The sequence below is a fragment of the Sphingobium fuliginis genome (assembly GCF_015074805.1).
Taxonomy (GTDB): Bacteria; Pseudomonadota; Alphaproteobacteria; order Sphingomonadales; family Sphingomonadaceae; genus Sphingobium; species Sphingobium fuliginis.
On the sequence record NZ_CP060035.1, the window covers coordinates 1,622,492 to 1,647,676 of the forward strand.

At 66.0% G+C, this 25,185-nt stretch carries 22 protein-coding genes and 1 tRNA gene; 12 read left to right on the forward strand and 11 right to left on the reverse strand.

The window, feature by feature from the left end; genetic code table 11:
• Window positions 1-83: 83 nt before the first annotated feature.
• Window positions 84-1,019: a thymidylate synthase gene (gene thyA / locus H5V43_RS07635; protein ID WP_025550934.1), complete on the reverse strand. Its 936-nt coding sequence runs from the start codon at window positions 1,017-1,019 to the stop codon at window positions 84-86.
• Window positions 1,020-1,175: 156 nt separating this feature from the next.
• Between thyA and H5V43_RS07640 the strand changes: the two genes are divergently transcribed.
• The 4 genes from H5V43_RS07640 to H5V43_RS07655 all read left to right on the forward strand — a co-directional run bounded on the left by H5V43_RS07640 (window position 1,176) and on the right by H5V43_RS07655 (window position 3,316).
• Window positions 1,176-1,469 carry a JAB domain-containing protein gene (locus H5V43_RS07640; protein WP_025550936.1) on the forward strand — a complete coding sequence of 98 codons (294 nt, stop codon included), beginning with the start codon at window positions 1,176-1,178 and terminating at the stop codon, window positions 1,467-1,469.
• Window positions 1,470-1,573: 104 nt separating this feature from the next.
• Window positions 1,574-1,650, forward strand: a tRNA-Pro gene (locus H5V43_RS07645).
• Window positions 1,651-1,708: 58 nt separating this feature from the next.
• Window positions 1,709-2,203: an Lrp/AsnC family transcriptional regulator gene (locus H5V43_RS07650; protein WP_025550938.1), complete on the forward strand. Its 495-nt coding sequence runs from the start codon at window positions 1,709-1,711 to the stop codon at window positions 2,201-2,203.
• A gap of 66 nt (window positions 2,204-2,269) precedes the next feature.
• Window positions 2,270-3,316: a LacI family DNA-binding transcriptional regulator gene (locus H5V43_RS07655; RefSeq protein ID WP_025550940.1), complete on the forward strand. Its 1,047-nt coding sequence runs from the start codon at window positions 2,270-2,272 to the stop codon at window positions 3,314-3,316.
• Window positions 3,317-3,442: 126 nt separating this feature from the next.
• Here the strand turns inward: H5V43_RS07655 and purB are convergent, their stop codons facing one another.
• The gene (gene purB / locus H5V43_RS07660; protein ID WP_025550942.1) at window positions 3,443-4,756 is read right to left on the reverse strand and encodes an adenylosuccinate lyase; all 1,314 of its coding nucleotides are present in this window, start codon (window positions 4,754-4,756) and stop codon (window positions 3,443-3,445) included.
• 255 nt (window positions 4,757-5,011) lie between these two features.
• On the opposite strand from purB, the gene H5V43_RS07665 reads away from it, so the two are divergent.
• Window positions 5,012-5,401, forward strand: coding sequence for an EF-hand domain-containing protein (locus H5V43_RS07665; RefSeq protein ID WP_025550944.1), 390 nt, complete (start codon window positions 5,012-5,014; stop codon window positions 5,399-5,401).
• 109 nt (window positions 5,402-5,510) lie between these two features.
• Here the strand turns inward: H5V43_RS07665 and H5V43_RS07670 are convergent, their stop codons facing one another.
• From H5V43_RS07670 to ku, 3 genes are all read right to left on the reverse strand, one after another.
• On the reverse strand, window positions 5,511-5,699 hold the full coding sequence (locus H5V43_RS07670; RefSeq protein ID WP_025550946.1) for a hypothetical protein: 189 nt from the start codon (window positions 5,697-5,699) through the stop codon (window positions 5,511-5,513).
• A gap of 162 nt (window positions 5,700-5,861) precedes the next feature.
• Window positions 5,862-8,357 carry a DNA ligase D gene (ligD, locus tag H5V43_RS07675; RefSeq protein ID WP_099185683.1) on the reverse strand — a complete coding sequence of 832 codons (2,496 nt, stop codon included), beginning with the start codon at window positions 8,355-8,357 and terminating at the stop codon, window positions 5,862-5,864.
• 3 nt (window positions 8,358-8,360) lie between these two features.
• On the reverse strand, window positions 8,361-9,263 hold the full coding sequence (gene ku, locus H5V43_RS07680) for a non-homologous end joining protein Ku (protein ID WP_025548903.1): 903 nt from the start codon (window positions 9,261-9,263) through the stop codon (window positions 8,361-8,363).
• Between the two features lie 138 nt (window positions 9,264-9,401).
• On the opposite strand from ku, the gene H5V43_RS07685 reads away from it, so the two are divergent.
• Genes H5V43_RS07685 through pyrF form a run of 7 tightly spaced genes read left to right on the forward strand, consistent with a single transcriptional unit; the run spans window position 9,402 to window position 15,517 of the window.
• A complete protein-coding gene (locus H5V43_RS07685) occupies window positions 9,402-10,526 on the forward strand; it encodes a fumarylacetoacetate hydrolase family protein (RefSeq protein ID WP_025548902.1) in 1,125 nt (374 codons plus the stop codon).
• Window positions 10,523-11,281, forward strand: a complete 759-nt coding sequence (gene xylB, locus H5V43_RS07690; protein WP_025548900.1) for a D-xylose 1-dehydrogenase — start codon at window positions 10,523-10,525, stop codon at window positions 11,279-11,281. Before H5V43_RS07685 ends, xylB begins: the two co-directional genes overlap by 4 nt.
• Window positions 11,282-11,285: 4 nt before the next feature.
• Window positions 11,286-12,158, forward strand: a complete 873-nt coding sequence (locus H5V43_RS07695; protein ID WP_025548899.1) for an SMP-30/gluconolactonase/LRE family protein — start codon at window positions 11,286-11,288, stop codon at window positions 12,156-12,158.
• A gap of 22 nt (window positions 12,159-12,180) precedes the next feature.
• Entirely contained in the window at window positions 12,181-13,593 is a 1,413-nt protein-coding gene (locus tag H5V43_RS07700) for a sugar porter family MFS transporter (RefSeq protein WP_025548897.1), read from the forward strand.
• Window positions 13,594-13,607: 14 nt separating this feature from the next.
• Window positions 13,608-14,480: an aldose 1-epimerase gene (locus H5V43_RS07705; protein WP_025548896.1), complete on the forward strand. Its 873-nt coding sequence runs from the start codon at window positions 13,608-13,610 to the stop codon at window positions 14,478-14,480.
• Window positions 14,481-14,510: 30 nt separating this feature from the next.
• Window positions 14,511-14,846, forward strand: a complete 336-nt coding sequence (locus H5V43_RS07710) for a lipopolysaccharide assembly protein LapA domain-containing protein (RefSeq protein WP_025548894.1) — start codon at window positions 14,511-14,513, stop codon at window positions 14,844-14,846.
• Entirely contained in the window at window positions 14,843-15,517 is a 675-nt protein-coding gene (gene pyrF / locus H5V43_RS07715; RefSeq protein WP_025548893.1) for an orotidine-5'-phosphate decarboxylase, read from the forward strand. Before H5V43_RS07710 ends, pyrF begins: the two co-directional genes overlap by 4 nt.
• A 23-nt stretch (window positions 15,518-15,540) precedes the next feature.
• Here pyrF and H5V43_RS07720 read toward each other — a convergent pair whose 3' ends face one another.
• The 6 genes from H5V43_RS07720 to H5V43_RS07745 all read right to left on the reverse strand — a co-directional run bounded on the left by H5V43_RS07720 (window position 15,541) and on the right by H5V43_RS07745 (window position 25,126).
• The gene (locus tag H5V43_RS07720; RefSeq protein WP_425281075.1) at window positions 15,541-15,960 is read right to left on the reverse strand and encodes an acyl-CoA thioesterase; all 420 of its coding nucleotides are present in this window, start codon (window positions 15,958-15,960) and stop codon (window positions 15,541-15,543) included.
• A gap of 81 nt (window positions 15,961-16,041) precedes the next feature.
• Window positions 16,042-16,695, reverse strand: coding sequence for an outer membrane protein (locus H5V43_RS07725; protein WP_025548890.1), 654 nt, complete (start codon window positions 16,693-16,695; stop codon window positions 16,042-16,044).
• 172 nt (window positions 16,696-16,867) lie between these two features.
• A complete protein-coding gene (locus tag H5V43_RS07730; RefSeq protein ID WP_025548888.1) occupies window positions 16,868-18,262 on the reverse strand; it encodes an L-serine ammonia-lyase in 1,395 nt (464 codons plus the stop codon).
• A 2-nt stretch (window positions 18,263-18,264) separates the two neighbouring features.
• Window positions 18,265-22,446: a translocation/assembly module TamB domain-containing protein gene (locus H5V43_RS07735; RefSeq protein ID WP_025548886.1), complete on the reverse strand. Its 4,182-nt coding sequence runs from the start codon at window positions 22,444-22,446 to the stop codon at window positions 18,265-18,267.
• Window positions 22,446-24,509, reverse strand: a complete 2,064-nt coding sequence (locus H5V43_RS07740) for an autotransporter assembly complex protein TamA (protein WP_025548885.1) — start codon at window positions 24,507-24,509, stop codon at window positions 22,446-22,448. The genes H5V43_RS07735 and H5V43_RS07740 overlap by 1 nt, the downstream gene beginning before the upstream one ends.
• 146 nt (window positions 24,510-24,655) lie before the next feature.
• Window positions 24,656-25,126, reverse strand: coding sequence for a DUF1465 family protein (locus tag H5V43_RS07745; protein WP_025548883.1), 471 nt, complete (start codon window positions 25,124-25,126; stop codon window positions 24,656-24,658).
• Between the last annotated feature and the right edge of the window lie 59 nt (window positions 25,127-25,185).

A 25,185-nucleotide genomic window follows, 5' to 3' on the forward strand; every position in this document is an offset into this window, starting at 1 on the left:
TAATATTGCTCAGTGCAATTATTATATTACAACACCCGCAAAGGCAAGCCTTACTGACCCATTTGGCCGCGCCTCGTCCTCCGCTAGACGGCGACCGGGGCGGCGATATGCCTTTGCGGCGCATAATCGACCACTTCGAAATCCTCGATCCGATAGTCGAAAATGCTCGAAGGCCGACGGTTGATCCGCAATTTGGGGCTGCCCGATGGAATTCGCTCGATCTGCTCCTCCACCAGCGCGGCATGGTTGAGGTAGAGATGCACGTCCCCGCCCTGCCAGACGATCTCGCCTGCCTCCAGATCGCATTGCTGCGCCAGCATCCGGGTGATCATCGACAGGCCGAAGATATTGAAGGCGAATCCCAGCCCCAGATCGCAGCTCCGCTGGAACAGCAGCCCGTTCAGGCGCCCGTTCGCCACCTGGAACTGATAGGTCATGTGGCAGGGCGGCAGCGCCATGCGCGATACTTCCGCCACGTTCCAGCCAGTGAACAGCAAACGCCGCGATCCGGGACTGGTCCGGATCGCTTCGACCAGATCGGCAATCTGATTATGTCCCTGCGCGGCCCGGCGGTAGAGCCCATCCCCGACCTCCTCATAGCGCGGCCAATTCACCCATTGCGCGCCATAGACCGGCCCCAGATCGCCCCAACGCGCCGCGAAAGCCTCATCCTCGACGATCCGCGCCTCGAACGCATCGCGGTCGATATCCTCGCCCGTGGCCCGGCGATAGCTGTCGAGCGGCCAGTCGGTCCAGATATGCACGCCCTGCCGCACCAGTTCGCGAATGTTGGTGTCGCCGGTCAGGAACCAGAGCATCTCCCGCGCCGCGACTTTCCAGTAGACCCGCTTGGTGGTGAGCAGCGGCACCGCATCGTCGGCCAGGGAGAAGCGCATCGTCGCGCCCAATATCGACCGCGTGCCCACGCCCGTCCGGTCGATCCGCTCATCCCCATGCCGCCAGATATGCCGCATCAGGTCCAGATATTGCTGCTCATAATGGGGCGGGAAGGATGCCATGCGGACACTTTCATGATTCTGGCGAATGTCCCCTCCTGTAGCGAAGCGGCCCGCCGACGCCAAATGCTGCGAAACGGATCAAATTGTCCGCCATCCGGTCGGAAAGGGATCAGCCTTCCCCTACCGCTCACGCGGCGCAAGCCCATTCTGCCGCGCATGCGTGAATGCGTTTCCCTAAACCTCCTCGTCCTGGACGAGGAATGGCGCCCGCTCCACCGGCTGCGCGCCGATCAGGACTGGCACTGCACCGTGGGCGCGCTGCTGCAATGGGAAAGCCATTGGCTCGCGATCGAACGGCAACGGCCGGGCAGCCCCCTTCCCCGCTGGGCCGACATCCGGCTGACCCGGACCCTGTCGAAACGCCTGCGGCCGATCGAGATCGCACTGGCGGACCATGTGATCCACACCGGAAAAGGCCGTTTCAGCTTCCGCCAGGCGGGGCTTTTATAGGCTGCCCAAAAAAAACCGCATCGGCCGCTTGCCAGCCGGAAAAGCCGCCTCTATAGGCTGCGGCCTGCCCAGCGGGACCGCCTCGAACCGGACCCGCTATCGGTCGGGGAGTAGCTCAGCCTGGTAGAGCACTGTCTTCGGGAGGCAGGGGCCGGAGGTTCGAATCCTCTCTCCCCGACCATCATCCTTGTCGGAAAATGCATGGCTTTTCGCGACAACTTGCTCCCACGGCGCAATCCATGAAAAATCAGCCGACGACGATCGAAATGGACGAGTTCGATCGGAAGATCGTAGCCGCCCTGGTCGAGGATGGCCGCATGACAGTCACCGATCTTGCCCAGACGGTGGGCCTGTCCAAGACGCCCTGTCAGGTTCGCCTGCGTCGCCTCATCGACACCGGGGTGATCCGCGGGTTTCGCGCCATCGTCGATCCCGCGAAGCTGGGCATGGACCATGTCGCCTTTGCGGAGGTGAAGCTGTCCGACACGCGCGAAAAGGCGCTGGATGAGTTCAATGCCGCCGTCCGCCGCATTCCCGAGGTCGAGGAATGCCATATGATCGCCAGCAGCTTCGATTATCTGCTGAAGGTGAGGACCGCCGACATCCGCCGTTACCGCGCCGTGCTGGGCGAGAAGATCTCCAGCCTGCCCCATGTCGCCAGCACCTCCACCTATGTCGCGATGGAAACCGTGCTGGATGCGGGCGGCCATCCCCGGAACAGGGGCCGCGCCTGACCGGTCCGGAAGCGGGTTGGAGGATTTTGCTTAGTATCGGGCGAGCTTCCCGTTACCATTACGCTCATGGAACCGAGAAGCTCTAGGCGGCAGCGCAACGCCCCTACCATCAACGATGTTGCGAAACATGCGGGTGTGTCGCCCATGACGGTGTCCCGCGTCATCAACGGCGAACAGATCGTGAGAAGCGCCACCAAGGAAAAGGTGGAAGCGGCCATCGCCGCGCTCAACTATTCGCCCAGCGCCGCCGCGCGCAGTCTGGCGGGCGGGGACGAAACCCGTATCGGCCTGCTCTACAGCAACCCGTCGGCCTCCTATCTGAGCGAATTCCTGGTCGGCAGCCTGGACCAGGCCAGCCGCAGCGGGGTCGATCTGGTGGTGGAGAAATGGGATGAGGAAACCGCCATCGACACGGTGGTCGACCATCTGTTGCGCGGCCGGATCAACGGAGTCATCCTTCCGCCCCCATTGTGCGATCATCAGGCCATGAAGGATGCGCTGAAGGCGGCGGACATCGTCGCGGTCGCGGTCGCCACCGGGGAAGCGCCCGCAGACATGTCAGCCGTCAGCATCGACGACCATGCCGCCGCGCTGGCGATGACGCGCCATCTGATCGCGCTGGGCCACCGCCGCATCGGCTTCATCAAGGGCCACCCGAACCAGAGCGCCAGCCAGCGCCGGTTCGAAGGCTATGGCGATGCGCTGGCGGAGGCGGGTATCGAGCCGGACGAGACGCTGGTCGAGCAGGGTTATTTCACCTATCGCTCCGGACTGGATGCGGCGGAACGCATTCTGGCGCTGCCCGAGCCGCCGACCGCGATCTTCGCCAGCAATGACGACATGGCGGCGGCGGCCGTCGCCATCGCCCATCGCAGCGGACTGGACGTGCCGGGCGACCTGACCGTCTGCGGCTTCGACGATACGTCGCTGGCGACCACGATCTGGCCTGAATTGACGACGATCCGCCAGCCGATCAGCGCGATGTCACGTGCCGCCGTCGAATTGCTGGTGCGGCAGATCAAGGCGCGCAAGGGCAAGTCGGGGGAAAAGCCTTCGCATCTGCTGCTCGATTATGAGCTGATCCGGCGGCAGTCGGACGCCGTTCCGCATTGACGGCTTTTCCGTCATGAGGGACCGGGTTCTAGCGCGGCAGCGATCCACCAGGGCTGCACCGTGCTCCTGCTTTCACAGCAGCACGGAACCGGCAGGCCCGGCACGGCTTGCCGGGCCTGTTCGATCCTATTCCCCGAACACCCGGCGGAAGATCGTGTCGACCTGGCGGAAGTGATAGTCGAGGTTGAACTTCTCTTCGATCTGCTCCGCCGTGAGGGCGGCCGCGACGTCGGGGTCGGCCTTCAGCAATTCCATCAGCGATAGCTGGCCGTCCGATTCCCAGACCTTCATCGCATTGCGCTGGACATAGCGGTAGCTGTCCTCCCGCGAGACGCCCGCCTGCGTCAGCGCCAGCAGCACCCGCTGCGAGTGGACCAGGCCGCCCATCTTGTCGAGATTCTTCATCATCCGCTCAGGGTAGACGAGCAGCTTGTCGATGACGCCCGTCAGCCGGCCCAGCGCGAAGTCGAGCGTGATGGTCGCGTCGGGACCGATATAGCGCTCGACCGACGAGTGCGAAATGTCGCGCTCATGCCACAGCGCCACATTCTCCATCGCCGGCAGGGCATAGCTGCGCACCATGCGGGCAAGGCCGGTCAGATTCTCGGTCAGCACCGGATTGCGCTTGTGCGGCATGGCGGAACTGCCCTTCTGGCCGGGCGAGAAATATTCCTCCGCCTCCAGCACCTCGGTGCGCTGAAGGTGGCGGACCTCGACGGCGAGCCGCTCGATGGAGGAGGCGATCACGCCCAGCGTGGCGAAGAACATCGCATGGCGGTCGCGCGGGATGACCTGCGTCGACACCGGCTCGATGGCAAGGCCCAGCTTTTCCGCGACATGCTCCTCGACGCGGGGGTCGATATTGGCGAAGGTGCCCACCGCGCCGGAAATGGCGCAGGTCGCGACTTCGGCACGGGCGGCGATCAGGCGCGCCTTGCAGCGGCTGAACTCCGCATAAGCCTCTGCCATTTTAAGGCCGAAGGTCACCGGCTCCGCATGGATGCCATGGCTGCGGCCGATGGTCGGGGTCAGCTTATGCTCATAGGCGCGGCGCTTGATGACCTCCAGCAGCTTGTCGAGATCCTCGATCAACAGGTCGGCGGCGCGGCTCAACTGCACGGCAAGGCAGGTATCGAGCACATCGCTGGACGTCATGCCCTGATGCATGAAGCGGGCTTCGTCGCCCACCTGCTCCGCGACCCAGGTCAGGAAGGCGATGACGTCATGCTTGGTCACGGCCTCGATCGCATCGATGGCCGGCACGTCGATCGCGGGCTCGGTCGCCCACCAGTCCCAGAGCGCCTTGGCCGCGGATGTCGGCACGACGCCCAGTTCGCCCAGCTTTTCGGTCGCATGCGCCTCAATCTCGAACCAGATTTTGAAGCGGGCTTCCGGCTCCCAGAGGGCGGTCATTTGCGGGCGGGCGTAACGGGGGACCATCGGGCGAATCCTGCGTGCATGAGTTGAATGTCGCTGCGCCGCCTAGCAGCACCGCCTTTCCGGGGCAAATCGACCGCAAGGACAGGGCAGGAAGCGCCGCTTTCCCGTACTTCATCCCATTAATGGCAGGATCGGGCGGCGAAACGACGCGAATCGGAAGATGAGTGGAGCGGCATGAACAAAAAGTCAGGAACCACATGTTTTATCTGGCTATTACCCCATGTGAAATACGGACGATCGGTTCTGGAGCAGATGATGATCCGCGCATTTCTTCTGACGGGCGCCCTCCTGGCCGCAACGCCCGCCCTTGCGCAGGCGGGGGCAGCCGCGCCGCAGGAAGCCGCTCCGGCCTCTCCGCAGGGGAATGAGGCCCAGCCCGCCGCGTCGGGCGATGCGGTCGCATCCATCGTCGATACGGAATTTCCGGCCTATGACCAGAATCATGACGGGCAGCTCGACAAGGCGGAATTTTCGCGCTGGATGGTGGCGCTCAAGGATCAGGAGCTGAAGGCGACGGGCCAGTCCCTTCCGCCCGCCGAAGTGACCGCCTGGGCCGACGGCGCCTTCGTCACCGCCGACGCGGACAAGAGCATGTCGGTCAGCAAGCCGGAACTGATCGCCTATCTGAGCGGCAGCGCGGCATAGGATAATTCCCCGTCCGAGCGGGGACAGAGCCCTGGAAGGGTCGCATCATGAGGCGGCGTGGAGCGAAGGCCATGCCGCCTCCTTTTTTTCCGCTTTCCCGGAGGGAGCTTCAGCCCCGTTTCTTGTTCGCGTAGAGCAGCGCCGCGACGATGGCGGCCGATCCTATGCCGACGGCCGTTCCCATCCAGACCGCCTTGCCCGCCGATTTGCGCGCTGCGGAGGCCATGTCGGACGTCTCGGCGGTGGAGGCGGGGGCGGCGGCGCCGCTATCGGGCGCTTCTTCGGTCGGCTTCGTCATGGTGATTCCCGATATGCAACAAAGCACAGGCGCAGAAAAGGCGAATGCGGCAAAAATCCGCCCAAGCGCCGTGTGGGAAGCGCGAACCCGCTCTCCCTTCGCACCGATGCTACAGCAAAAATCCGGAGCGTAAGGTCCCCGTCGGATTTGACGCAGGCCGTCCTAATGCGCCGGCAGCGGCTGATGCGCCTCGCCCCAGCCGCGCAGGTCCCGCGAAGAGGCGCGGTCCAGCAGGACGGCAGCATCCTTCACCGTGAAGTGCGCGGCGCTGTCGATCCCGTCCAGCTCTTCCCAGGTGACGGGGGCGGCGACGGAAGCCGGCTCGCGGGCGCGCACCACATAGGGCAGCACAGCCGTCGCGCCGCGCTGGTTGCGCAGCCAGTCGATGAAGATGCGGCCCTTGCGCTTCGCCTTGCTCATCGTCGCGGTGAAGCGGTCCGGTTCCTGGGTGGCGAGGGCGCGGGCGAAGCGGTCCGCGAAATCCTTGACCTCCGGCCATTGCGCCTGCGGCGTCAGCGGCACGACGACGTGGATGCCCTTGCCGCCGGACAGCATGGCGAAGCTGGTGAGGCCCAGATCCTCCAGCGCCCGCCGGATGTCCCGCGCGGCCTTCTTCACATCCTCGAAGTCCAGCCCTTCGTCGGGATCGAGGTCGAAGATCATGCGATCCGGCCGCTCCACATCCGCGACACTGGACCCCCAGCCATGAAATTCGATCGCGCCCATCTGGACGCAGGCCAATAATCCCTCGCTATCCTCGATATAGAGATAATCCTCCTCATTCCCTTCCTTCTCGCGGATCGGGACATGTTTGACATGATCGCCGAAGCTGCCGCTGTCATGCTTCTGGAAGAAGCATTTCTTCGCCCGGCCCTGCGGACAGCGGACCAGACTGATCGGCCGGCGGGCGATCCAGGGCAGCATCGCCGCGCCCATGCGGGCGTAATAATCGGCCAGCTCGCCCTTGGTGATCTTCGCCTCCGGAAAGATCAGCCGGTCGGGATTGCTGATCCGGATCGAGCTATGGGCTTCGGGCGTCGGCATGGCTTCCTCGCGTCGAACGTCGCCGGCTGCCTTGTCCTCGCGCAGGCCAAGGAAGCTGGCATGGCGGACGATATTCTCCGCCGTGAATTCGGCAAAGGCGATTTCAGCGACCAGATCGGGGCGGACCCATTGGGCGCCTTTGCTTTCGCTGCGCGGCACGTTGAGCGCGGCGGCCTTGCGCCCGCGCTTGCCCAGGGCGGCGATCAGTCCGGCGCTGTTGGCGGCGTTGAAGCCCGTGCCGACCTTTCCCGCATAGACCAGGCCATCCCCTTCCCGCTGGCCAAGCAGCAGGTTGCGGATGGATCGGCCGCTGGCGCTGCTGGGAGTCCAGCCGACGATGACGAATTCCTGACGGCGGGTGCATTTGACCTTCAGCCAGTTCTTCGTGCGCGCACCGCGATAGGCAGCGTCGGCGCGCTTGGAAATAATCCCCTCCTGCCCTGCGCCGCACATGGCGTGGAACAGCTTTTCCCCGGCGCCGACGACGTGATCGCCGACATGGACATGGGCGGAACCCTCCCCCAACAGGCCCGCCAGCTTTTCCTTGCGGCCGATATTGGGCATGGCGGTCAGATCCTGCCCGTCCAGATGCAGCAGGTCGAAGGCGAACAGGTGCAGCGCCGCCTTTCCCTCTCCCTTCAACACCTGCTGAAGCGTGGAGAAATCCGGATTCCCATCGCTGCCGGGGGCGACGATTTCGCCATCGATCAGGGCTGCGGGCAGGTTCATCGCCCCGATTTCCGCCGGCAACGGCGCAAACCGATCCGTCCAGTCGAGGCCCGACCGCGTAAAGATCTTGACCTTCCCGCCCGATACGGAAACCAGACAGCGATAGCCGTCATATTTGATCTCGTGCATCCAGCCATTGCCCGTGGGCACGGCATCGACCAGCGTCGCCAGTTGCGGCGGCCGGAAGGCCGGCATGCGGCCCGTCCCTGCCTTGGCGCGCCTTTTCGCCGGGACGGCGCGGTCGGCCTGCGCCATCGCCGCGTCGAAGGCTTTTCCCCTCTTCCCCTTCAGCGACATGGGCGGCGTGCCGGCGGCGATTTCCGCCATGGTGCGACCGCTCCTGATGCTCGTCAGCTCGCGCGCGGTCAGTTCGTCCGCGCTGCCGGCATGGGCATCCTCGATCTTGCGCAGCAGCCAGTTTTCTCCCTTTTCCCTGCCCCGCGGCTTCAGTCGGATCAGCAGCCATTCGCCCCGCATCCGCTGCCCGTGCAGGATGAAATGGAGATGCCCTTTTTCGATGTCGCTCGCGCTCTTGCCCGGAACGGGTTCCCATGTGCCCTCGTCCCAGAGCATCACGGTGCCGCCGCCATATTCCCCCTTGGGAATGGTCCCCTCGAACGTCGCATAGGACAGCGGATGATCCTCCGTGCGGACGGCCAGCCGCTTGTCCGCGGGATCGATGCTGGGGCCGCGCGTCACTGCCCAGCTCTTGAGCACGCCATCCATTTCCAGGCGGAAGTCATAATGCAGGCGGGTCGCATCGTGCTTCTGCACGATGAAGCCGTTGCCATTGCCGTGGCTGCGTCCGCGCTTGCCCGCCGGCTCGCGGGTGCGGGTGAAATCGCGCTTGCGGTTATAGGTGCTGAGCGGATCGGCATCGGCCATGGGTCAGGCCCGTTTTCGGCTGGCCGGCTTGGCGGGGGTCTTTCGCGTCGTGGCCTTGGCGGGCGCCTTGGCGGCAGGCGCCTTCTTCGCCGCCGGTTTCGCGGCGGAAGAAGCCGCGCCGGAACCGACCGACTTCTTGAGCGCCGCCATCAGGTCGATCACATTGCTGCCGCGCGGAGCCGCGCCCTCCTCTTCCTCCTCTATGACGCGGCGGCCCTTCGACTTCTTCTTCTTTTCGATCAGCCTTTCCAGCGCGTCCACATAGCGGTCGTGGAAGCTGTCGGGCTTGAACGGCGCGGTCTTCTTCTCGATCAGCGTCTCGGCAAGGTCGAGCAGCTCCGCATCGGGCTTTGCATCCTCTATGTCGCGGAAATAGCTCTGGGCGCGGTTCACCTCATCGGCATAGCGCAGCGTTTCCAGAACCATGCCCCGGCCGCAAGGCTTCAGCGAGACGATATATTCCCGGCCCCGCATGGCAAGCTGGCCCAGCCCGACCTTCTTCGTCCGCCGCAGCGCCTCCCGCAGGACGATGAAGGCTTCCTCCGCCAGGTCGTCGGCGGGCACGACATAATAGGGCCGCTCATAATAGAGGACATCGATCTCGCTGGCGTCGACGAACTGGGTGAGTTCGAGCGTCTTCTTGCTCTCCAGCTTCACCGCGTCGATCTCATCGGGCTGAAGCAGCACATAGTCGCCCTTGGACAGCTCATAGCCCTTGACGATGTCCTCCGGATCGACCGGACCCAAGCCCGGAACGGTCTTTTCATAACGGACGCGCTTGCCGCTGGGCTGGTGTATCTGGTGGAAGGCGATCTGCGCGCCGGACTTGGTGGCGGCATAGATCTCCACCGGAATGGATACCAGCGCCAGACGAATCTGCCCCTGCCAATATGCGCGAGCGGCCATGAGCGTGCTGCCTCCTTTTTCAGGAGGAAATGCGCGGGCGATGGGGCGGTTCCGCGGCTACGACTCCCAGCACCCTTGACTTCGACCGCCAGTCGTGGTGGTAGCGCTATCAATAACGGACGTTCTTAGGAGTCGATGATGCCGGGGGTCTCCACTTTGCTCGATTGCCTTCCCGCCGACTGGCGGTCTGGCCTGTTCCTTGGCCGCGTGGAAACGGCGGATGGCCCAACCCCCATATTGGTCGAAGGCGGCATCGCCTATGACATGAGCCGCGTTGCCCCCACTGTCGCGCAACTGGTCGAAATGCTGCCTGCCGCAAGGACCGCCAATGGCGTGGCGCTGGGCGCGCTGGATAGGCTGGACCTGCCGCTGCTGAGCCCGGTCGACCTGCAATGCGTCAAGGCCTGCGGCGTGACCTTCGCCTTTTCCGCCATCGAACGGGTGATCGAGGAACAGGCGCGCGGCGAAGCAGGCGCGGCGGCGGAAATCCGGGCGCGGCTTGAGGAGCGGGTCGGCGGGTCGATCCGCGCCGTCGTGCCGGGTTCGGCCGAGGCGGCGGCGCTCAAGCAGGCGCTGATCGAAGACGGGCTCTGGTCGCAATATCTGGAGGTCGCCATCGGCCCGGATGCGGAGGTGTTCACCAAGGCGCCGGTGCTCTCGACGGTGGGCGCGGGCGCGGAGATCGGCATCCGTTCCGATTCCAACTGGAATAATCCGGAGCCGGAGATCGTGCTGATCGTCGATGCCGGCGGCCGGACCGTCGGCGCGACGTTGGGCAACGACGTCAATCTGCGCGATCTGGAGGGTCGTTCCGCCCTGCTGCTGGGCAAGGCCAAGGACAATAATGCATCCTGTTCGCTGGGGCCGCTCGTCCGGCTGTTCGACAATGATTTCACCATCGATGACGTGCGCAACGCCGTGGTCGAACTCACCATCGACGGCCCGGAAGGCTACAGGCTGGAAGGCACCAGCAGCATGAACCAGATCAGCCGCGATCCGCTGGAACTGGTGCGTCAGACGCTTTCCGAGCATCAATATCCCGACGGCCTGGCCCTGTTCCTGGGCACGCTGTTCGCACCCGTCCAGGATCGCGACGAACCGGGACGCGGCTTCACCCACAAGGTGGGCGACATCGTCGCCATCTCCACCCCGCGCCTGGGACGGCTGGTGAACCGGGTCGTGACGTCGAAGCAGGCGGCGCCGTGGAAATTCGGACTTGCCGCGTTGATGGCCAATCTCGCCAAGCGGGGCCTGCTCGCATGAGCGGCGCCATCTATCCCAGCCTGAAGGGCAAGCGCGTCTTCATCAGCGGCGGCGGCAGCGGAATCGGTGAAGGGCTGGTCGAAGCCTTTGCCGCGCAGGGAGCCAAGGTCGCCTTTTGCGACATTGCGCAGGAAGAAGGCCGGGCGGTCGCGGAACGGCTGAAGGACGCGGATTTCGCGCCCGTCTTCCACCCCTGCGACCTCAGGGACATCGAAGCCGTGCAGGCCATGATCGCCACGGTGGAAGCGCAGCTTGGCGGCGTCGACATATTGATCAACAATGCGGCCAATGACGACCGCCACGGCATCGAGGATGTCACGCCCGCCTATTGGGACGAGCGCATGGCGGTGAACCTGCGCCACCTCTTCTTCGCGGCGCAGGCGGTGGCCCCGGCGATGAAGCGCGCGGGCGGCGGAGTGATCCTGAACTTCGGGTCGATAAGCTGGCACCTCGCCCTGCCCGATCTGGTGCTGTACCAGACCGCCAAGGCGGCGATCGAGGGGCTGACGCGCAGCCTGGCCCGCGATCTGGGGCGCGACAATATCCGCGTCAACACCATCATTCCCGGCAATGTGAAGACGCCGCGCCAGATGAAATGGTACACGCCCGAAGGCGAGGCGGAGATCGTCGCCGCGCAATGCCTGGACGGGCGGATCATGCCGGCGGACGTGGCCGCGCTGGCCATGTTCCTGGCGTCCGACGACGCGCGCATGTGCACGGGGCATGATTATTTCATCGATGCGGGCTGGCGCTGAGGCCATGGCCCCGGTTCCGGAAAGCGTCCTCAGCGTCGGCGCGACCCTGGGCGAAGGGCCCGTCTGGGTGGCGCGGGATGCAGCGCTCTGGTTCGTCGACATCAAGGAGAAGCGCATCCACCGCTTCGACCCTGATCTGGGCGTCGCGCGCAGTTGGGACGCGCCGGGCCAGGTCGGCTGGATCGTTCCGGCGCAGGACGGATCGTTCGCCGTCGGGCTCCAGTCCGGCGTGCACCGGTTCGATCCCGATGCCGCCGGCTTCACGCTGCTGCACGCGCCGGAGGCCGACCGGCCCGGCAACCGGTTGAACGACGCCACTGTCGATCCGGCGGGCGGCCTCTGGTTCGGGTCGATGGACGATGGGGAGGAGGCCGATAGCGGGCGCTTCTACAGGCTGCACCAGGGCCGGCTGACTGAAAGCGGTCTGCCTCCGGTCTCGATCACCAATGGCCCTGCCGTCTCGCCGGACGGCACGCTGCTCTATCACACCGACACGCTGGGCAGGCGGATCTGGCGCACGCGGATCGCGGCGGACGGCACGCTGCATGATACGGCGCTGTTCGCGGAGATCGAGGATGGCGCCGGCTATCCCGATGGACCGACCGTCGATGCGGAAGGCTGCCTGTGGACCGGGCTGTTCGCCGGCTGGGCCGCGCGGCGGTACGATCCGGCGGGCGGGCTGATGACGGAGGTCCGCTTTCCCGTCGCCAATGTCACCAAGATCGCCTTTGGCGGACCGGACCTGTCGACCGCCTATGCCACCACCGCACGCAAGGGCTTGACGAGGGACCAGCTTCTCGCGCAGCCCTGTGCCGGTGATCTTTTCGCTTTCGATCCCGGCGCGCGCGGGCAAACATCCTATATTGCAGCCATCTAGAATATAAATCGGAGGAGCAGGAATGTCCGAAGGGAGTGCCGATAAGGTCAATATGGCCTTCATCGCCGCCATCGTCGCCGTGGCGACCATCGGCGGGTTCATGTTCGGTTATGACAGCGGCGTCATCAACGGCACGCAAAAGGGGCTGGAAAGCGCCTTCGACCTCGGCAAGCTGGGCATCGGCGTCAATGTCGGCGCCATCCTGGTGGGCTCCTCCATCGGCGCGTTCCTGGCCGGGCGCATGGCCGACCTGATCGGACGGCGCGGGGTGATGATGCTGTCGGCCGCGCTGTTCCTCGTCAGCGCGATATTGGCGGGGGCGGCGGGATCGTCCGTCATCTTCATCGTCGCGCGCATCGTCGGCGGCCTTGGGGTCGGCGCGGCGAGCGTGATCTCCCCGGTCTATATTTCCGAAGTCACTCCGGCGGCGGTGCGCGGCCGTCTCTCCAGCGTGCAGCAGGTGATGATCATCTCCGGCCTGACCGGCGCGTTCGTCGCCAATTTCGTGCTGGCGCGCTATGCCGGCGGATCGACGGCGCAGCTGTGGCTGGGCTTTCCCGCCTGGCGCTGGATGTTCTGGCTCCAGGCCATTCCGGCCGCGATCTACTTCCTGGCGCTGCTGGTGATCCCGGAAAGCCCCCGCTATCTGGTGGCGCGCGGGCAGGAGGAGCGCGCCCAGGCCGTGCTCACCCGCCTGTTCGGCGCCGAAGCCGCATCGCGCAAGGTGGTCGAAATCCGCAACAGTCTGGCCGCCGATCATCACCGGCCCAAGCTCAGCGACCTGATCGACAAGGCCAGCGGCAAGATCCGGCCCATCGTCTGGACCGGCATCGGCCTGGCCGTGTTCCAGCAGCTCGTCGGCATCAACGTCGTCTTCTATTATGGCGCTACCCTGTGGGAAGCGGTCGGCTTTTCGGAGGATTATGCGCTCCAGACCAACATCCTGTCGGGCGTGCTGTCGATCGGCGCCTGCCTTGCCACCATCGCGCTGGTCGACCGGATCGGGCGCAAGCCGCTGCTGCTGATCGGATCGGCGGGCATGGCGGTGACGCTGGCGACCGTCGCCTATGCCTTCTCCACGGCGGTCACGGCGGCCGACGGCGCCGTATCGCTGCCCGGCAATAACGGCGTGATCGCGCTGGTGGCCGCCAATCTCTACGTGATCTTCTTCAACATGAGCTGGGGTCCGATCATGTGGGTGATGCTGGGCGAGATGTTCCCGAACCAGATCCGGGGATCGGGGCTTGCCGTGTCCGGCTTCGCGCAGTGGATCGCCAATGCGCTGATCTCCGTCAGCTTCCCGGCGCTGGCGGTCTCGCCCGGCCTGGCGATCACCTATACCGGCTATGCCTTCTTCGCCGCCGTCTCCTTCTTCTTCGTTCGCGCCCTGGTGCATGAGACGAAAGGCCGCGAGCTTGAGGACATGGTCGGCTGAGCGGCCTGATCGCCTTGAAGGCGGGCGCGGTGGAAGCCGTACTCGCCCCCACCGTCGGCGGATCGCTGGCGGCGCTTCGCTTCGCGGGGACGGACATATTGCGGACCGCTCCGGTCGACAGCAGCGATCCGTTGCAGATGGCGAGCTTCCCATTGGTGCCGTATACCAACCGGATCGCCCATGGCCGCTTTCGTTTCGCAGGGCGCGACGTGCGGATGCCGCTCAACTTCGGCGACCATCCGCACAGCCTCCACGGCATCGGCTGGACCTCGGCATGGAGCGTCGCGGCGGCGGCGCAGGACAGCGCGCACCTCACGCACCGATATGACGGCGATGGCGGCTGGCCATGGGCCTATGAAGCGCAGCAGCATTTCACCCTGTCCGACCATGCCATCGAAATGAGCCTGACGCTGCGCAACATCAGCGATGAGGCCATGCCAGCGGGCCTTGGCTTCCACCCCTATTTCCAGGCGGACGAAGACACGTCGCTCCAGTTCCGGGCGGACCGGCTGTGGCTTGCGACAGCCGACATGCTGCCCGTGCGGCAGGTGGCGGCGGATGCGCTCGGCGACTGGTCGGCGGGCGCGCGGGTGCGGGGAAACAGCCTGATCGACAATGCCTATGGCGGCTGGGACGGCAGCGCCACCGTCCGGCGAGGGGATGGGACGCGGGTCGTGCTCAGCGCCGTGGGCGCGTCATGGTTCCATGTCTATCGCCCGCCCCTTTCCCCGGATTTCTGCCTGGAACCTGTCACCCACATGCCCGATGCCGTCAATCGTCCGGCGGGCATGGACAGCATCGAACCGGGCGCGGAAAAGACGCTTTCCCTGCGCATCGCCTTCCCTCCGTCCGACGAAGCGCTTCCGCAGCGCGACAAAATCGCCTAAGCTGCCCGCTCAGCAGCTATAGGAGCGTTGATGCAATTTCTGCGGACTGCCTTCTGGGTCGTCATCGCCGTCGCCCTCGCGCTATTCTGCGTCGCCAATTACACGCGCGTAGAAGTGAATCTCTGGGGCGACCTGGTCATGGAAACGAAACTGCCGGTCCTGCTGATCGGCGCCTATTTGCTGGGTGCGCTGCCCTTCTGGATCATGGCGCGGGCAACCCGCTGGCGCATGAAGCGCAAGCTGGAGAGCACCGAGCGCGCGCTCGTCGCGGCGACCGCCGCCCCCTCGCCTTCCGCCCCTCCATCCCTCGCCGTCGCGGACAACAAGGCCGCGACCCCTACCCTCTCCACCACAGGACCAGCATGACCAGCCCCATCTATGTCGCCATCGATACGCCCGACCTGCGCAAGGCCCAGGACCTTGCGCAGCAGGTGCGTCATCATGTGGGCGGGCTGAAGCTGGGCCTCGAATTCTTCTGCGCCCACGGCCATCATGGCGTGCATGAGATGATGAAGTTCGGCCTGCCGATCTTCCTCGATCTGAAGCTGCACGACATTCCCAACACGGTCGCCAAGGCGGTGCAGGCGCTGCATGTGCTGGAGCCTGCGATCCTGACCGTCCATGCCGCCGGCGGGCGCGCCATGCTGGAGGACGCGAAGGCGGCGGCAGGGGCCAAGACCCGGGTGGTCGCCGTGACCGTGCTGACCAGCCTGGACGATGGCGACCTGCTCGACATCGGCGTGGGCGGCAAGGCCGAGGATCAGGTGGCGCGACTGGCCGATCTGGCGCGCAGCGCGGGGCTGGACGGGATCGTCTGCTCCGGCGAGGAGGTCGCGCTGGCGAAGAAGGCGTGGCCTGACGGGTTCTTCGTGGTTCCGGGCGTGCGGCCGGCAGGCGGCGCGATGGGCGACCAGAAGCGCGCGGTGACGCCGCGCGAGGCGCTGGACCGGGGCGCCTCGATCCTGGTGGTCGGACGGCCGATCAGCCTGGCGGAAAAGCCGGATATTGCAGCGCGGGAGATAGAGGCGACGCTTTAGGCGGCCCGTTCAGGGTCGAAACGTCACGTTCCGTCCGGCGCGAAGAAATGCTGGATCACCTCCCGCGCCAGGCGCGCCGGACGCAGCGTGGAGGCGTCGAGGCAGCACCAGCTCGACTTCACCTCCGCCAGCACTTCCTCGCCACGGCGGATCACCGTTTCGTAGAAGGCGCGCGCGCCCTGCACCTTTTCCAGCAGGACGGTCGCGATGACGTCGTCGTTGAGGAAGGTCGGCTTGCGATAGGTGATCTCATGCTTGAGCGCGACCCATAGATGCTGGGCGACCGCCTCGGTGGGAGCGAGCGCCCGCCAATGGTCGAGTACGGCCGCCTGAACCCATTTCAGATAGCTCGCATTGTTGACATGACCCATGAAGTCGATGTCGTCCGGCTCTATGCCGACGGGATAAAGATGGGGAATGGCGTTGTGCACGGGCAGCGTCATAGCAGGTTCGAAGGCAGGGCGACAGGACGGCGCGCCATGCCGTGGGGCGAAGGGGCCGGAACGACCGGCCCCTCCCTCCCGTCAGAAGCGCCAGCCCAGGCTCGCGACGATCTGGTGCCGGTCGGTGTCGATGCCGAATTCGTCGGTCGTCGTGCCGTTGGCGAAGTCGATATGCGCATCCTCATATTTGGAATAGCGATATTCGAGCTTGGCGAAGGTATTGGCGTTGATGGCGCGCTCCACGCCCGCACCGATGCGCCAGCCGTCCAGCTTGAAATTGGTGTCGGTTTCGACATTGGTGTTGCCGGCCAGCACGTCCAGCTTCGTGTTGGTGTAGCCGCCCTTCACATAGACCAGCGTGTTCGGGCTGGCCAATATGCCCGCCCGCGCACCGATATAGAGGTCGCGGCCCTGCTTGACGCGGCCGAAGCCGAACTGGTCGGTGGGGTCCGATCGGCCGCTCTTCGAGGTGGAGTCGGTATATTCGCCCTCGACACCGACGACCGCGCTGCCAAGGTTCACGTCATAGCCGGCGCCCACGCCGTAGAGCAGGCCATCGATCGACTGGTCGTCGCGGCCATTGTCATTGTCCACGCTGCTGCCGGCACCGGTATGGTCGTAGCCCAGTATCGCCTCAACGCGCGGGCCGGTGAAGGTAGGATTGACGTCCTGCGCCAGAGCGGGGCTTGCGACCGCTGCACCGGTCAGGAGGGTTGCGGCCAGGATCTTACGCATATTCGGGTACTCCACTTTATCTTCTCAATCCCCTGTCAGCCGGGGAGACGGTGAAGTCATGGAAGTCCCTGGAGGTTGCATGAACCTGAGATAAACAACTGAATTTGTGTCCTTTATGCCACAGAACCAGCTCGGTTCGCCGCGTAGCTGAGGCGTGCAGGCGGTGAGTTGATCAACATTCCACGACATTGACGGCCAGTCCGCCAAGGCTCGTTTCCTTGTAGCGGCTCGCCATGTCCTCGCCGGTCTGGCGCATGGTTTCTATGACCGCGTCCAGGCTGACGATGTGGCGGCCATCGCTCTGGAGCGCGAGATAGGCCGCGTTGATCGCCTTCACGGCGCCCATGGTGTTGCGCTCGATACAAGGGATCTGCACCAGCCCGCCGATGGGATCGCAGGTGAGGCCGAGATTATGCTCCATGCCGATCTCCGCGGCATTTTCGACCTGCTGGTTGGTGCCGCCCAACACGGCGGCAAGACCTGCGGCAGCCATGGAGCAGGCGACGCCCACCTCCCCCTGGCAGCCCATTTCGGCGGCTGAGATGGAGGCGCGCTTCTTGTAGAGGAAGCCCATGGCCGCCGCGGTCAACAGGAAGCGGCGCTCCCCCTCCCGGTCGGCGCCGGGGACGAAGCGGCGATAATAATGCAATACGGCGGGGATGACGCCCGCCGCCCCGTTGGTCGGAGCGGTGACGACGCGCCCGCCGGCGGCATTTTCCTCATTCACCGCCAGCGCGAAGAGGCTGACCCATTCGAAGATCTGCGCCGGGCCGAGGGCATTTTGCTGGAGGACCAGCCGGTTATGGATGGCGCGGGCGCGGCGCCGGACCTTCAGCCCGCCGGGCAGCAATCCCTCTTCCTTCAGGCCGCGATCGATGGATGCGCTCATCGCGTCGATCACGCTGTCGAGGAAGGCTTCGGTTTCCCGCGGCGCGCGCCAGGCCCCCTCGTTGCGCAGGACCAGCGTGGCGATGCTGAGGCCGGTGCTCTCCCCCAGCGCCAGCATTTCCGCGCCGGAGGAGAAGGGATAGGGCTGGACGACATTATGGCCGAGCGGCGCGTCGGCGGCGATCGCCTCCGCGCCCGGCAGGACCGCGCCGCCGCCGACCGAATAATAATCGCGGACCAGCGGCTCCTCCTGCCCGTCGAACCAGGCTGAAAAGCGCATGCCGTTGCTGTGCGCCTCCAGAAACTCTCCCATGCGGAAGAGGAGGTCGGTCGTTTCGTCGAAGGGAAGGAAGCGGTCCTCCACGCTGCCCGCACGGATGCGGCGCTCGCTGCGGATGGTGGCGAGGATGCCGGCAATGGCGTCGGGATCGACGCTGTCGGGACGCTGGCCGGAGAGGCCGAGCAGGATCGCCATGTCGGTAGCGTGGCCCCTGCCCGTGAGGGCGAGCGATCCATAGAGTTCGCATTGCACGCGGGCCGGGATGGCGGGCAGCGAGTCCATGAACATCAGCGCGGCGCGCATCGGCCCGACCGTGTGCGAACTGGACGGCCCGATGCCGATGGTGAACAGGTCCATCACGCTGATCGCGGCGGCCGCATCGATGCGGGATTTGGTCACGTTCAATAATCCTTTGAGACACGGACGTTGGCGCTTTCGCGGCCAAGGGTGGAGATGGCGCCGAGCAGCGAGAGCCAGCGCGTGACCTGATATTCGATGCGGGTCGCGGAATAGCCCTGCCCGTCGGTGATCAGTTCCACATAGGTCTTGCGGGTCAGATATTTGCCCGCCGCGATGGAGGTGCCCTGCCCCTGCGTCGGATCGGCGGCGATGATGCGCAGCCGGTCGAGCCCTGCCGCCTTGCGCACGGCGTTGATCGGGTCGAGGCCGCCCTGCCCCTGAAGCGAACCCACGGCCGAGGCGAGTTGCAGCGCTTCGGGCGCGGACAGGTTGGTGATCGACGTGCCGAAGAGGATGCGGGACAGCAGTTCGTCCTGCGGCAGCGCGGGCACGCTGGTGAAGCTGATCACGGGCTTGAGGCCCGTGCCGCCGACATGAATGGTGGCGGTGAGGTCGCTGACATCCGCTTCCGCATCGATGTCGAGCGTCGGGTTGACGGGGGTGCGGCCGTCGAACTGGATCTTGCCTTCCTTGAGGTCGAAGCGGCGGCCGGCAAAGTCATAGGTTCCGCGAACGAGATCGGCGGTGCCCGCAATGGCCGGGCTCGTGACCGTGCCGCCGATGTCCAGATTGGCGCGCCACTCGCTCTCAAGGCCAAGGCCCGTGACGGTCAGGCGGTTGCGGGCGCGCGCCTTGATCGCAAGGTCCCAGGGAATGCTGGTGCGGGGCCGCTCTATCTCGTCGCCGCGACGGTTGATCTCGATCACGCGCAGTTCGGGAATCTGCGCCACGGCGGCGGCGCGCCCCATGGTGAAGCGGCTGCGGTTGAGGATCAGGTCGCCGCCGATGGTGCCGCCCTTGCCGGTGGAGGCGATGGTGATCGGGCCGGTGACGGTGGCGGCGATGTCGTCCCGTTCGAGGAGCGCGGCATTCTCCGCCTGGAGGCGCAGGTCCATGCCGACCCCCGCTATGCCGTTGAAGGTGAAGCTGCCCGTCCCGGTGACCGTGCCGCCATTTTGCGCGGCGGCGCTGAAGCCGGTCATGACGAGCTGCGCGCCGGAGAAGCGGCCCCGCGCCTTGACGCCGTGCAGCCGCATGCCCGTGACGGGGCTGTTGATCGCGGCATTGTCCGTCGCGAGAGACCCCGCGATGACGGGGTCGCCCAGCGTGCCGCGCGCGTCGGCGGTGACGCTGACCGGGCCGGATATGTCCACGATCTCCACCCCCGTCAGGCGCCAGAGCGTGTCGGCGGTGCCATTGTAGCGAAGCTGCGCGAACAGGGACGCGCGGTTGAGCCGCTCCACCAGAGTGCCTTCGGTGCCGAGCGGCATGAGCAGCGCCTGCGCCCGGCCGATGGTCTGGCCGTTCGCGACGAAGATCATGCGGGTGGCCAGACGGTCATGGCTGAGGACCGCGTTGACGCCCGCATCCACGGGACGGGAACTCAGCGACAGGCCGGAGCGGGAAAGGCCGCGCACGCGCAGTTCGGCCTTCCCCGTCGGCATGCCGCCGCGCGTATGCACATAGCTGAGCGAGCCGGTCGCCGTGCCGCCAAGGCCCAGATCGTCATAGGCGATGTCCAGCAGCGAAAGCGGCAGTTTCTGCAGCCGCGCCTCTATGCTGGTGGTCTGGCCGCTGAGTTCGCCGCCAAGCTGGAGCGATCCGCCCGCAAAGCCTATCGATGCGGGGTCCAGGCGCCAGCCGTCCTGGGTGCGGGTGAATATGGCGGGGCGATTGAGCTTGATCGGCCGCTTGTCGATGGTGCCGCCAGCCTGAAGCTGGATGCGGTCGGGCGTGACCTGCGCCTCCCCGCTGAGGTCGAAGAGGCGGCCGCGCTGGCCGGATAGGCTGGCCGTCACCTTGCCGCTGCCGTCGACCAGATCGGCATTGGCCGCAAGGCGGCCGATCTGGATCGCACCGATGCGCAGGCCTCGCGCCTGCGCCGTGGCGCCGATCGTCGTGCCGGAAGGGTCGAGCAGGATCGTGGCATCCAGCCTGCCCCGGCGCACGGCGATGCTGGTCGGACCGTCGAAACTGGCGTCGGTGGCGGTGAGGGCGAGCTTCAGCTGCTGAACGCCGTTTACAGGGGCAAAGGCGACGGTGCCGGTCACAGGGCCGCTGACGTTCAGCACGCCGTCCAGCCCGCCGGTCACCGGGCGCAGGTCGCCGCTGGCGCTGACGCCCGATGCGGCCACGCGGGCAATGCGGACGATCGCCTGGCCGCCGGGCGGCAGCAGGATCGCGCCGTTGCCGGTGAAGGGACCGAGCGTCGATCCCCCCTCCGCCGTGAAGGCGTAACCCGCCGCATCGGGAACCAGATGGGCGTGCATGTCAGTGACGCCAAGCGCCTTCAGCGGGCTCTGCAGCACGACATCGACGGTCGGACGGTCGATCCTGCCGTCCAGGATCAGGCGCAGCGGACCATAGCTTCCATGCTGGCCGTTGCCTTCGAAATGGAACGTGCCGTCGCGGCGGCGATAGCCCTTGGCCGAGAGCGTCAGCAGCGGCGCCTCCAGGCGGAGGCCAGTGAACTGAAGCTGCCCGTCCGGTCCGAGCGACAGGCCGCTGCGCAACACCGGAAGGCCGCCGCCCAGCGACCGCAGGAAGCTGTTGTCCAGCCGCCGCATCCGCGCCATCGCATTGCCGCTCAAGGTGAAGGCGCCACGGGGGCCGGGCACGGCGCGCAGCTTCGACGTCAGGTCGACGATGCCAAGGCCGCGAATGGCCAAGCCGCTGATCTGGCCGTCCAGGCCGATGTCGTAACGCCCCGATTTCAGGTCGGCGAGGAAAAGCAGCCTGCCGCGCAGCTTGTCGGACCGCACCGTCATCGGATTGCTGACGACCTGCTGGTTCCTGAGCTGCAACACGCCGTTCAGGTCGAAATTGCGGATGATCCCCTCTACCAGCGGGCCCTGGCCGTCGAGGCGCCGGGCGCGCAGATGGACGGGGATCAGCGCCGGGCCGCCCTTCGCCCTGCGTCCCTTGCCGTCGGCGCGGACATCGTGAATCACGGTCTTGCCAAAGGCGAGTTGCCTGGCAGTGAGCAGATATTCATAGCCGAAGGCCGAGAGCGAGCCATCCAGCCGGATGCGCGCCGCAATATCCCGGCCGCCCATCGACTTGAGCAAAGCCTGCGGGCGGGCGAGCTTCACATCGACCAGCAGATTGTCGAGCGCATTGTTGCGCAGGTCGATGGCGCCGTCCGCGCTGAGGTCGATCGCGGCGGAGCGGAGCGACAGCTTGCCGTCGATCACCCGGTCGGCCATCAATCCGCTCGCCTGGATGGCGAGGCGCGGCGCGGAAAGGCGCTGGACGAGGCCCTGTCCCGCCATGGCGGCTCCCTCGACGGTGCCGGCGGCCGTATAGGTGCCGCTGCGGGCCGCCAGCTTCAGGTCTATGGCGGGTTCGCTGTCCAGCGTGCCCGCCAGGCGGCCGTTCCAGCGGGTCCAGCTTCCCTGCCCCTGGATGCGGAGATTGGCGTCCTGCTTCAACCCGGCCATGATTCCCAGGACGCCGCCCCTGGGTGCGTTCACCGTGACGTCGAGGTCGAACTTGTCATCGTCGGGCCGGCTGTCGAGCGCGATGTTGAGCGCATCCTCTCCGTTCAACACCCGGGCGGAAAGATCGATAATGGCGCGGCCGCCGCGAATGTCCGCATCGCCGGAAAGCGTCGCCTGCTGCACCTTGCCCGTGATGCCCCGCTCGATGATGAGGCGCCCGACCGAAAATTGCATCAGCCGGATGTCGAAGCCGGGAAGGATCGGCCCCTCCCGCTCGCTGGGGTTGAGCTTGGGCAGCTTGTGCAGCGTCGCCTGCGGAATGACCAGGCGGTCTATATCAAGCCGGTTGGAGAGCCAGGCGAAGGGCCACCAGTCCAGCTCCACGCGCGGGGCGTCAAGGAACGCGCCCTTGGGATCGGACAGGGTCAGGCCATGGAGAACGGCCTTGCGGTAGATGCTGCCGTCGATCCGGTCGACATGGATGCGCAGGCCCGAAGGCGGACTGATCTTCGCAATGCGGGAGACGAGGAAGCGATGGCCCGGCACGGTGTCGAGCCAGGCCAGCGCGCCGGCGGCGATCAGCAGCAGCGTGGCGAGAATGCCGGCGACCCAACGCTGCCAGCGGCCGTCCCAGGCGCGGCGGCGGCGCGGCGGCGGCGGCGCGGCGGGCGTCTCCCCCGCCATCAGAAGGCCTGCCCCAGCGAGACATAGACGGCGATCTTCGGATCGCCCGACTGCGGATTGAGCGGCGTGCCGACATCGATGCGGATCGGGCCGAAGCTGCTGTAATAGCGCACGCCCAGCCCCGCGCCGATGCGCAGGTCGCGGAAGCGCGGCAGGAAACTGGTCGAGATGTTGCCGGCGTCGACAAAGGGCACGACGCCGAAATTGCCGAAGCGGATGCGCGATTCCAGCGAGAATTCCGCCAGGCTCTTGCCGCCGACCGGATCGTCGTTCGGGCCGTAGCGCGGGCCGATCGCCTGATAGCCATAGCCGCGCACCGAAGCGCCGCCGCCGGCATAGAAGCGCCGCGAGGGCGCGATCCGGTCGACCGTGGACCCCAATATGGTGCCGAAACGCGCACGGGCCGCGAGCACGATCCGGTCGTTCATCGGCTGATAGACGCTGCCGTCAAGCTGCACGCGGGCATAGCCGAAGGTGCTGTTCTGGAAGGACAGTTCGGGGCTGAGCCGGCCGCCCAGGCGGAACCCCCGGCTGGGGTTCAGCAGGTCGTCGCTGCCGTCATAGGTGAGGCTCAATGGAATGGCGCCGATCAGGAAGGTGCGCCGGCTGCCGTTGCTGAACGCATCCGCTTCGTCCGACGCGATCAGTTCGCCGCCGATGCGCCAGACCCATTTCTTCTGGAACAATATGTTGGTCTGCCGCTCCAGCGCGCCCGACAGGGTTATGGTGCGCGCGTCATAGGCGTCCCGCTTGATGTTGCTGACGGAGAGCAGGCCCGTCAGCACATTGTCGCGACGGCGGAAATTGTTGCGGCGATAGGTGAAGGACGCCGTCTGCTCCTGCGTGCCGATCACCCCGCGCACAGTCACCGCCCCTTCCGGCGGGAAGAAATTGCGGTGCGCCCAGCTCACCTCTGCGCGATAACCCTCCCCGGTGCCATAGCCCAGTTCGCCCGCTATGGTGCGCAGCGGCGCCGGGCGGGCGTCGATGGCCAGGTCGACATGCTCGCCGTCTCCCGCATCCCTGGGGGTCATGGTCAGGGATGAAACGAGCCCGGTGGCGATCAGCGCCTGCCGCAGATCTTCGACATCAGATGCCATATAGGTGTCGCCGGGACGGAAGCGGGCGATGCGCTGGACATGGCGGGCGCTGAACAGCGCATCATTGGCCATGACGATCCTGCCGAAGGTGCGGTAGGCGCCGGGATTGACGACGATGTCCAGATCGCCCTTGCGCTCCTCATGGTCGATGCGGACTTCCGGTTCCTCGACCTTGCCGAAGGGAAATCCGTTCTCGAGCAGCGCGACGGCCAGGGATTGCTGGCCGGCGAGGATGGCGTCGGCATCGACCGGATCGCCCGCCTTGGGCGGAAAGGCGGACCGTAATTCCGGTTCGCGCTCGCCGGTGTTCTCCAGGCCCTTCAGGTCGACGGACGACAGCAGATAGCGCGCGCCCGGCACGATCCGGAAGGTGACCGCCAGCCTGTCGCCGCCCGCCGCCGGCGGCGTCACGGCGCCGCGAATGCGCGCGGCATAATAGCCCTTGGCGCGCAGCAACCGGTCGAGCAGGTCGCTGTCCTCCTTGATCCGGCGGTTGATCTGGGCGAGATTTGCGGGCTTCCCCTCGCCCTGATGCAGCACCGACAGTTCGTTGAAGCGGGTGGTGAACTGGGCGTCGGCAATCTCCTCCACGCCGGTCATCGCGACGGTGTAGCGGCGCTCCTCACCCGCATCCGCGCCCGTATCCGCAAAGGTGACGGCCTCCTCAGCCTGTTCCTCCGCCGCTTCGGGCGCGACCGCCTGCTGCGGCACGTCGGAAGACTGGGGCGGCAGTTCGACCATGGGCGTGACGATGTCGGGCTGTCCCATGTCCGGCCAGTCGACGCCGATGTCGGGCATGGGGGCCAGATTGGGATCCAGATCGGGCTGATCGGGAACCGGCTGGGCGCCGGCCTGCGCCGCCGCCTGCGCATGAGCGACAGGCGCGAGCAGAAGCAGCGGCACGAGAAGAGCAGCTTGCGGCAGGCCTGAAATGCGGCGGCAGGTCCGCAAACCGGTATTCATAGCGCTGATCTAGACCAGAAATCGGGCGGATGGCCAGCCCCCAAGATCATGGCGGGACAGGCTGTGCGGGGATTTGGGCTGAAAGGCTGGATGGCGTGGAGATGTGTAACCCCGCTCCTGCCGACATGCCCCAGCGAACCCGCCTGTCAGAAGGCGGCGTTGAGCCGATCCATCAATGCCCGGGCCGGATTGGGTTCCGCCTGCGCCCGCGGACGCGCCATGCGATCCTGAAGGCGCGCGACCCTTTCGTAAAGGTCCTGGCTTGCCTCTATCAATGCGCGGGCGGCGAAGGGGAAGTTGCCGGCCACCGAAGGATCGGTGGTCGCGGCATGGCCGAGGCGGTATTTCTCGTCCAGCATCTCCGCATCGCTGAGTTCCCCCCGTTGCCAGGCGCGCTGGCTCAGCAACCAGGCGATGATGTGCATGAGGCGCGTCGTGACCTTGAGCGATTCGCAGGCGAAGGCGACGCGGCGAAGCGGATCGTCCGTCTCCGGATCGCCTCCCTCCCGCACATCGAAATAGGCGCGCGCTTCATCCGCCATCACCATGGCTTCGACATAGAGACCGTCGACAAGGCGGCGATGCAGGCCCTGTTCAAGAGAAGCGGCGAGTTTCATGGCCGATATGTGCCATAGAGCGGGCGCTTTGTCAGTCCCGATGCGGGCCCGTTAACCCC

Coding starts and splice junctions, on each gene's coding strand:
- thyA (WP_025550934.1), bottom strand. CDS start 1,019: ATGGCATCCTTCCCGCCCCATTATGAGCAGCAATATCTGGACCTGATG.
- H5V43_RS07640 (WP_025550936.1), top strand. CDS start 1,176: ATGCGTGAATGCGTTTCCCTAAACCTCCTCGTCCTGGACGAGGAATGG.
- H5V43_RS07650 (WP_025550938.1), top strand. CDS start 1,709: ATGAAAAATCAGCCGACGACGATCGAAATGGACGAGTTCGATCGGAAG.
- H5V43_RS07655 (WP_025550940.1), top strand. CDS start 2,270: ATGGAACCGAGAAGCTCTAGGCGGCAGCGCAACGCCCCTACCATCAAC.
- purB (WP_025550942.1), bottom strand. CDS start 4,756: ATGGTCCCCCGTTACGCCCGCCCGCAAATGACCGCCCTCTGGGAGCCG.
- H5V43_RS07665 (WP_025550944.1), top strand. CDS start 5,012: ATGATCCGCGCATTTCTTCTGACGGGCGCCCTCCTGGCCGCAACGCCC.
- H5V43_RS07670 (WP_025550946.1), bottom strand. CDS start 5,699: ATGACGAAGCCGACCGAAGAAGCGCCCGATAGCGGCGCCGCCGCCCCC.
- ligD (WP_099185683.1), bottom strand. CDS start 8,357: ATGGCCGATGCCGATCCGCTCAGCACCTATAACCGCAAGCGCGATTTC.
- ku (WP_025548903.1), bottom strand. CDS start 9,263: ATGGCCGCTCGCGCATATTGGCAGGGGCAGATTCGTCTGGCGCTGGTA.
- H5V43_RS07685 (WP_025548902.1), top strand. CDS start 9,402: ATGCCGGGGGTCTCCACTTTGCTCGATTGCCTTCCCGCCGACTGGCGG.
- xylB (WP_025548900.1), top strand. CDS start 10,523: ATGAGCGGCGCCATCTATCCCAGCCTGAAGGGCAAGCGCGTCTTCATC.
- H5V43_RS07695 (WP_025548899.1), top strand. CDS start 11,286: ATGGCCCCGGTTCCGGAAAGCGTCCTCAGCGTCGGCGCGACCCTGGGC.
- H5V43_RS07700 (WP_025548897.1), top strand. CDS start 12,181: ATGTCCGAAGGGAGTGCCGATAAGGTCAATATGGCCTTCATCGCCGCC.
- H5V43_RS07710 (WP_025548894.1), top strand. CDS start 14,511: ATGCAATTTCTGCGGACTGCCTTCTGGGTCGTCATCGCCGTCGCCCTC.
- pyrF (WP_025548893.1), top strand. CDS start 14,843: ATGACCAGCCCCATCTATGTCGCCATCGATACGCCCGACCTGCGCAAG.
- H5V43_RS07720 (WP_425281075.1), bottom strand. CDS start 15,960: ATGACGCTGCCCGTGCACAACGCCATTCCCCATCTTTATCCCGTCGGC.
- H5V43_RS07725 (WP_025548890.1), bottom strand. CDS start 16,695: ATGCGTAAGATCCTGGCCGCAACCCTCCTGACCGGTGCAGCGGTCGCA.
- H5V43_RS07735 (WP_025548886.1), bottom strand. CDS start 22,446: ATGGCGGGGGAGACGCCCGCCGCGCCGCCGCCGCCGCGCCGCCGCCGC.
- H5V43_RS07740 (WP_025548885.1), bottom strand. CDS start 24,509: ATGAATACCGGTTTGCGGACCTGCCGCCGCATTTCAGGCCTGCCGCAA.
- H5V43_RS07745 (WP_025548883.1), bottom strand. CDS start 25,126: ATGAAACTCGCCGCTTCTCTTGAACAGGGCCTGCATCGCCGCCTTGTC.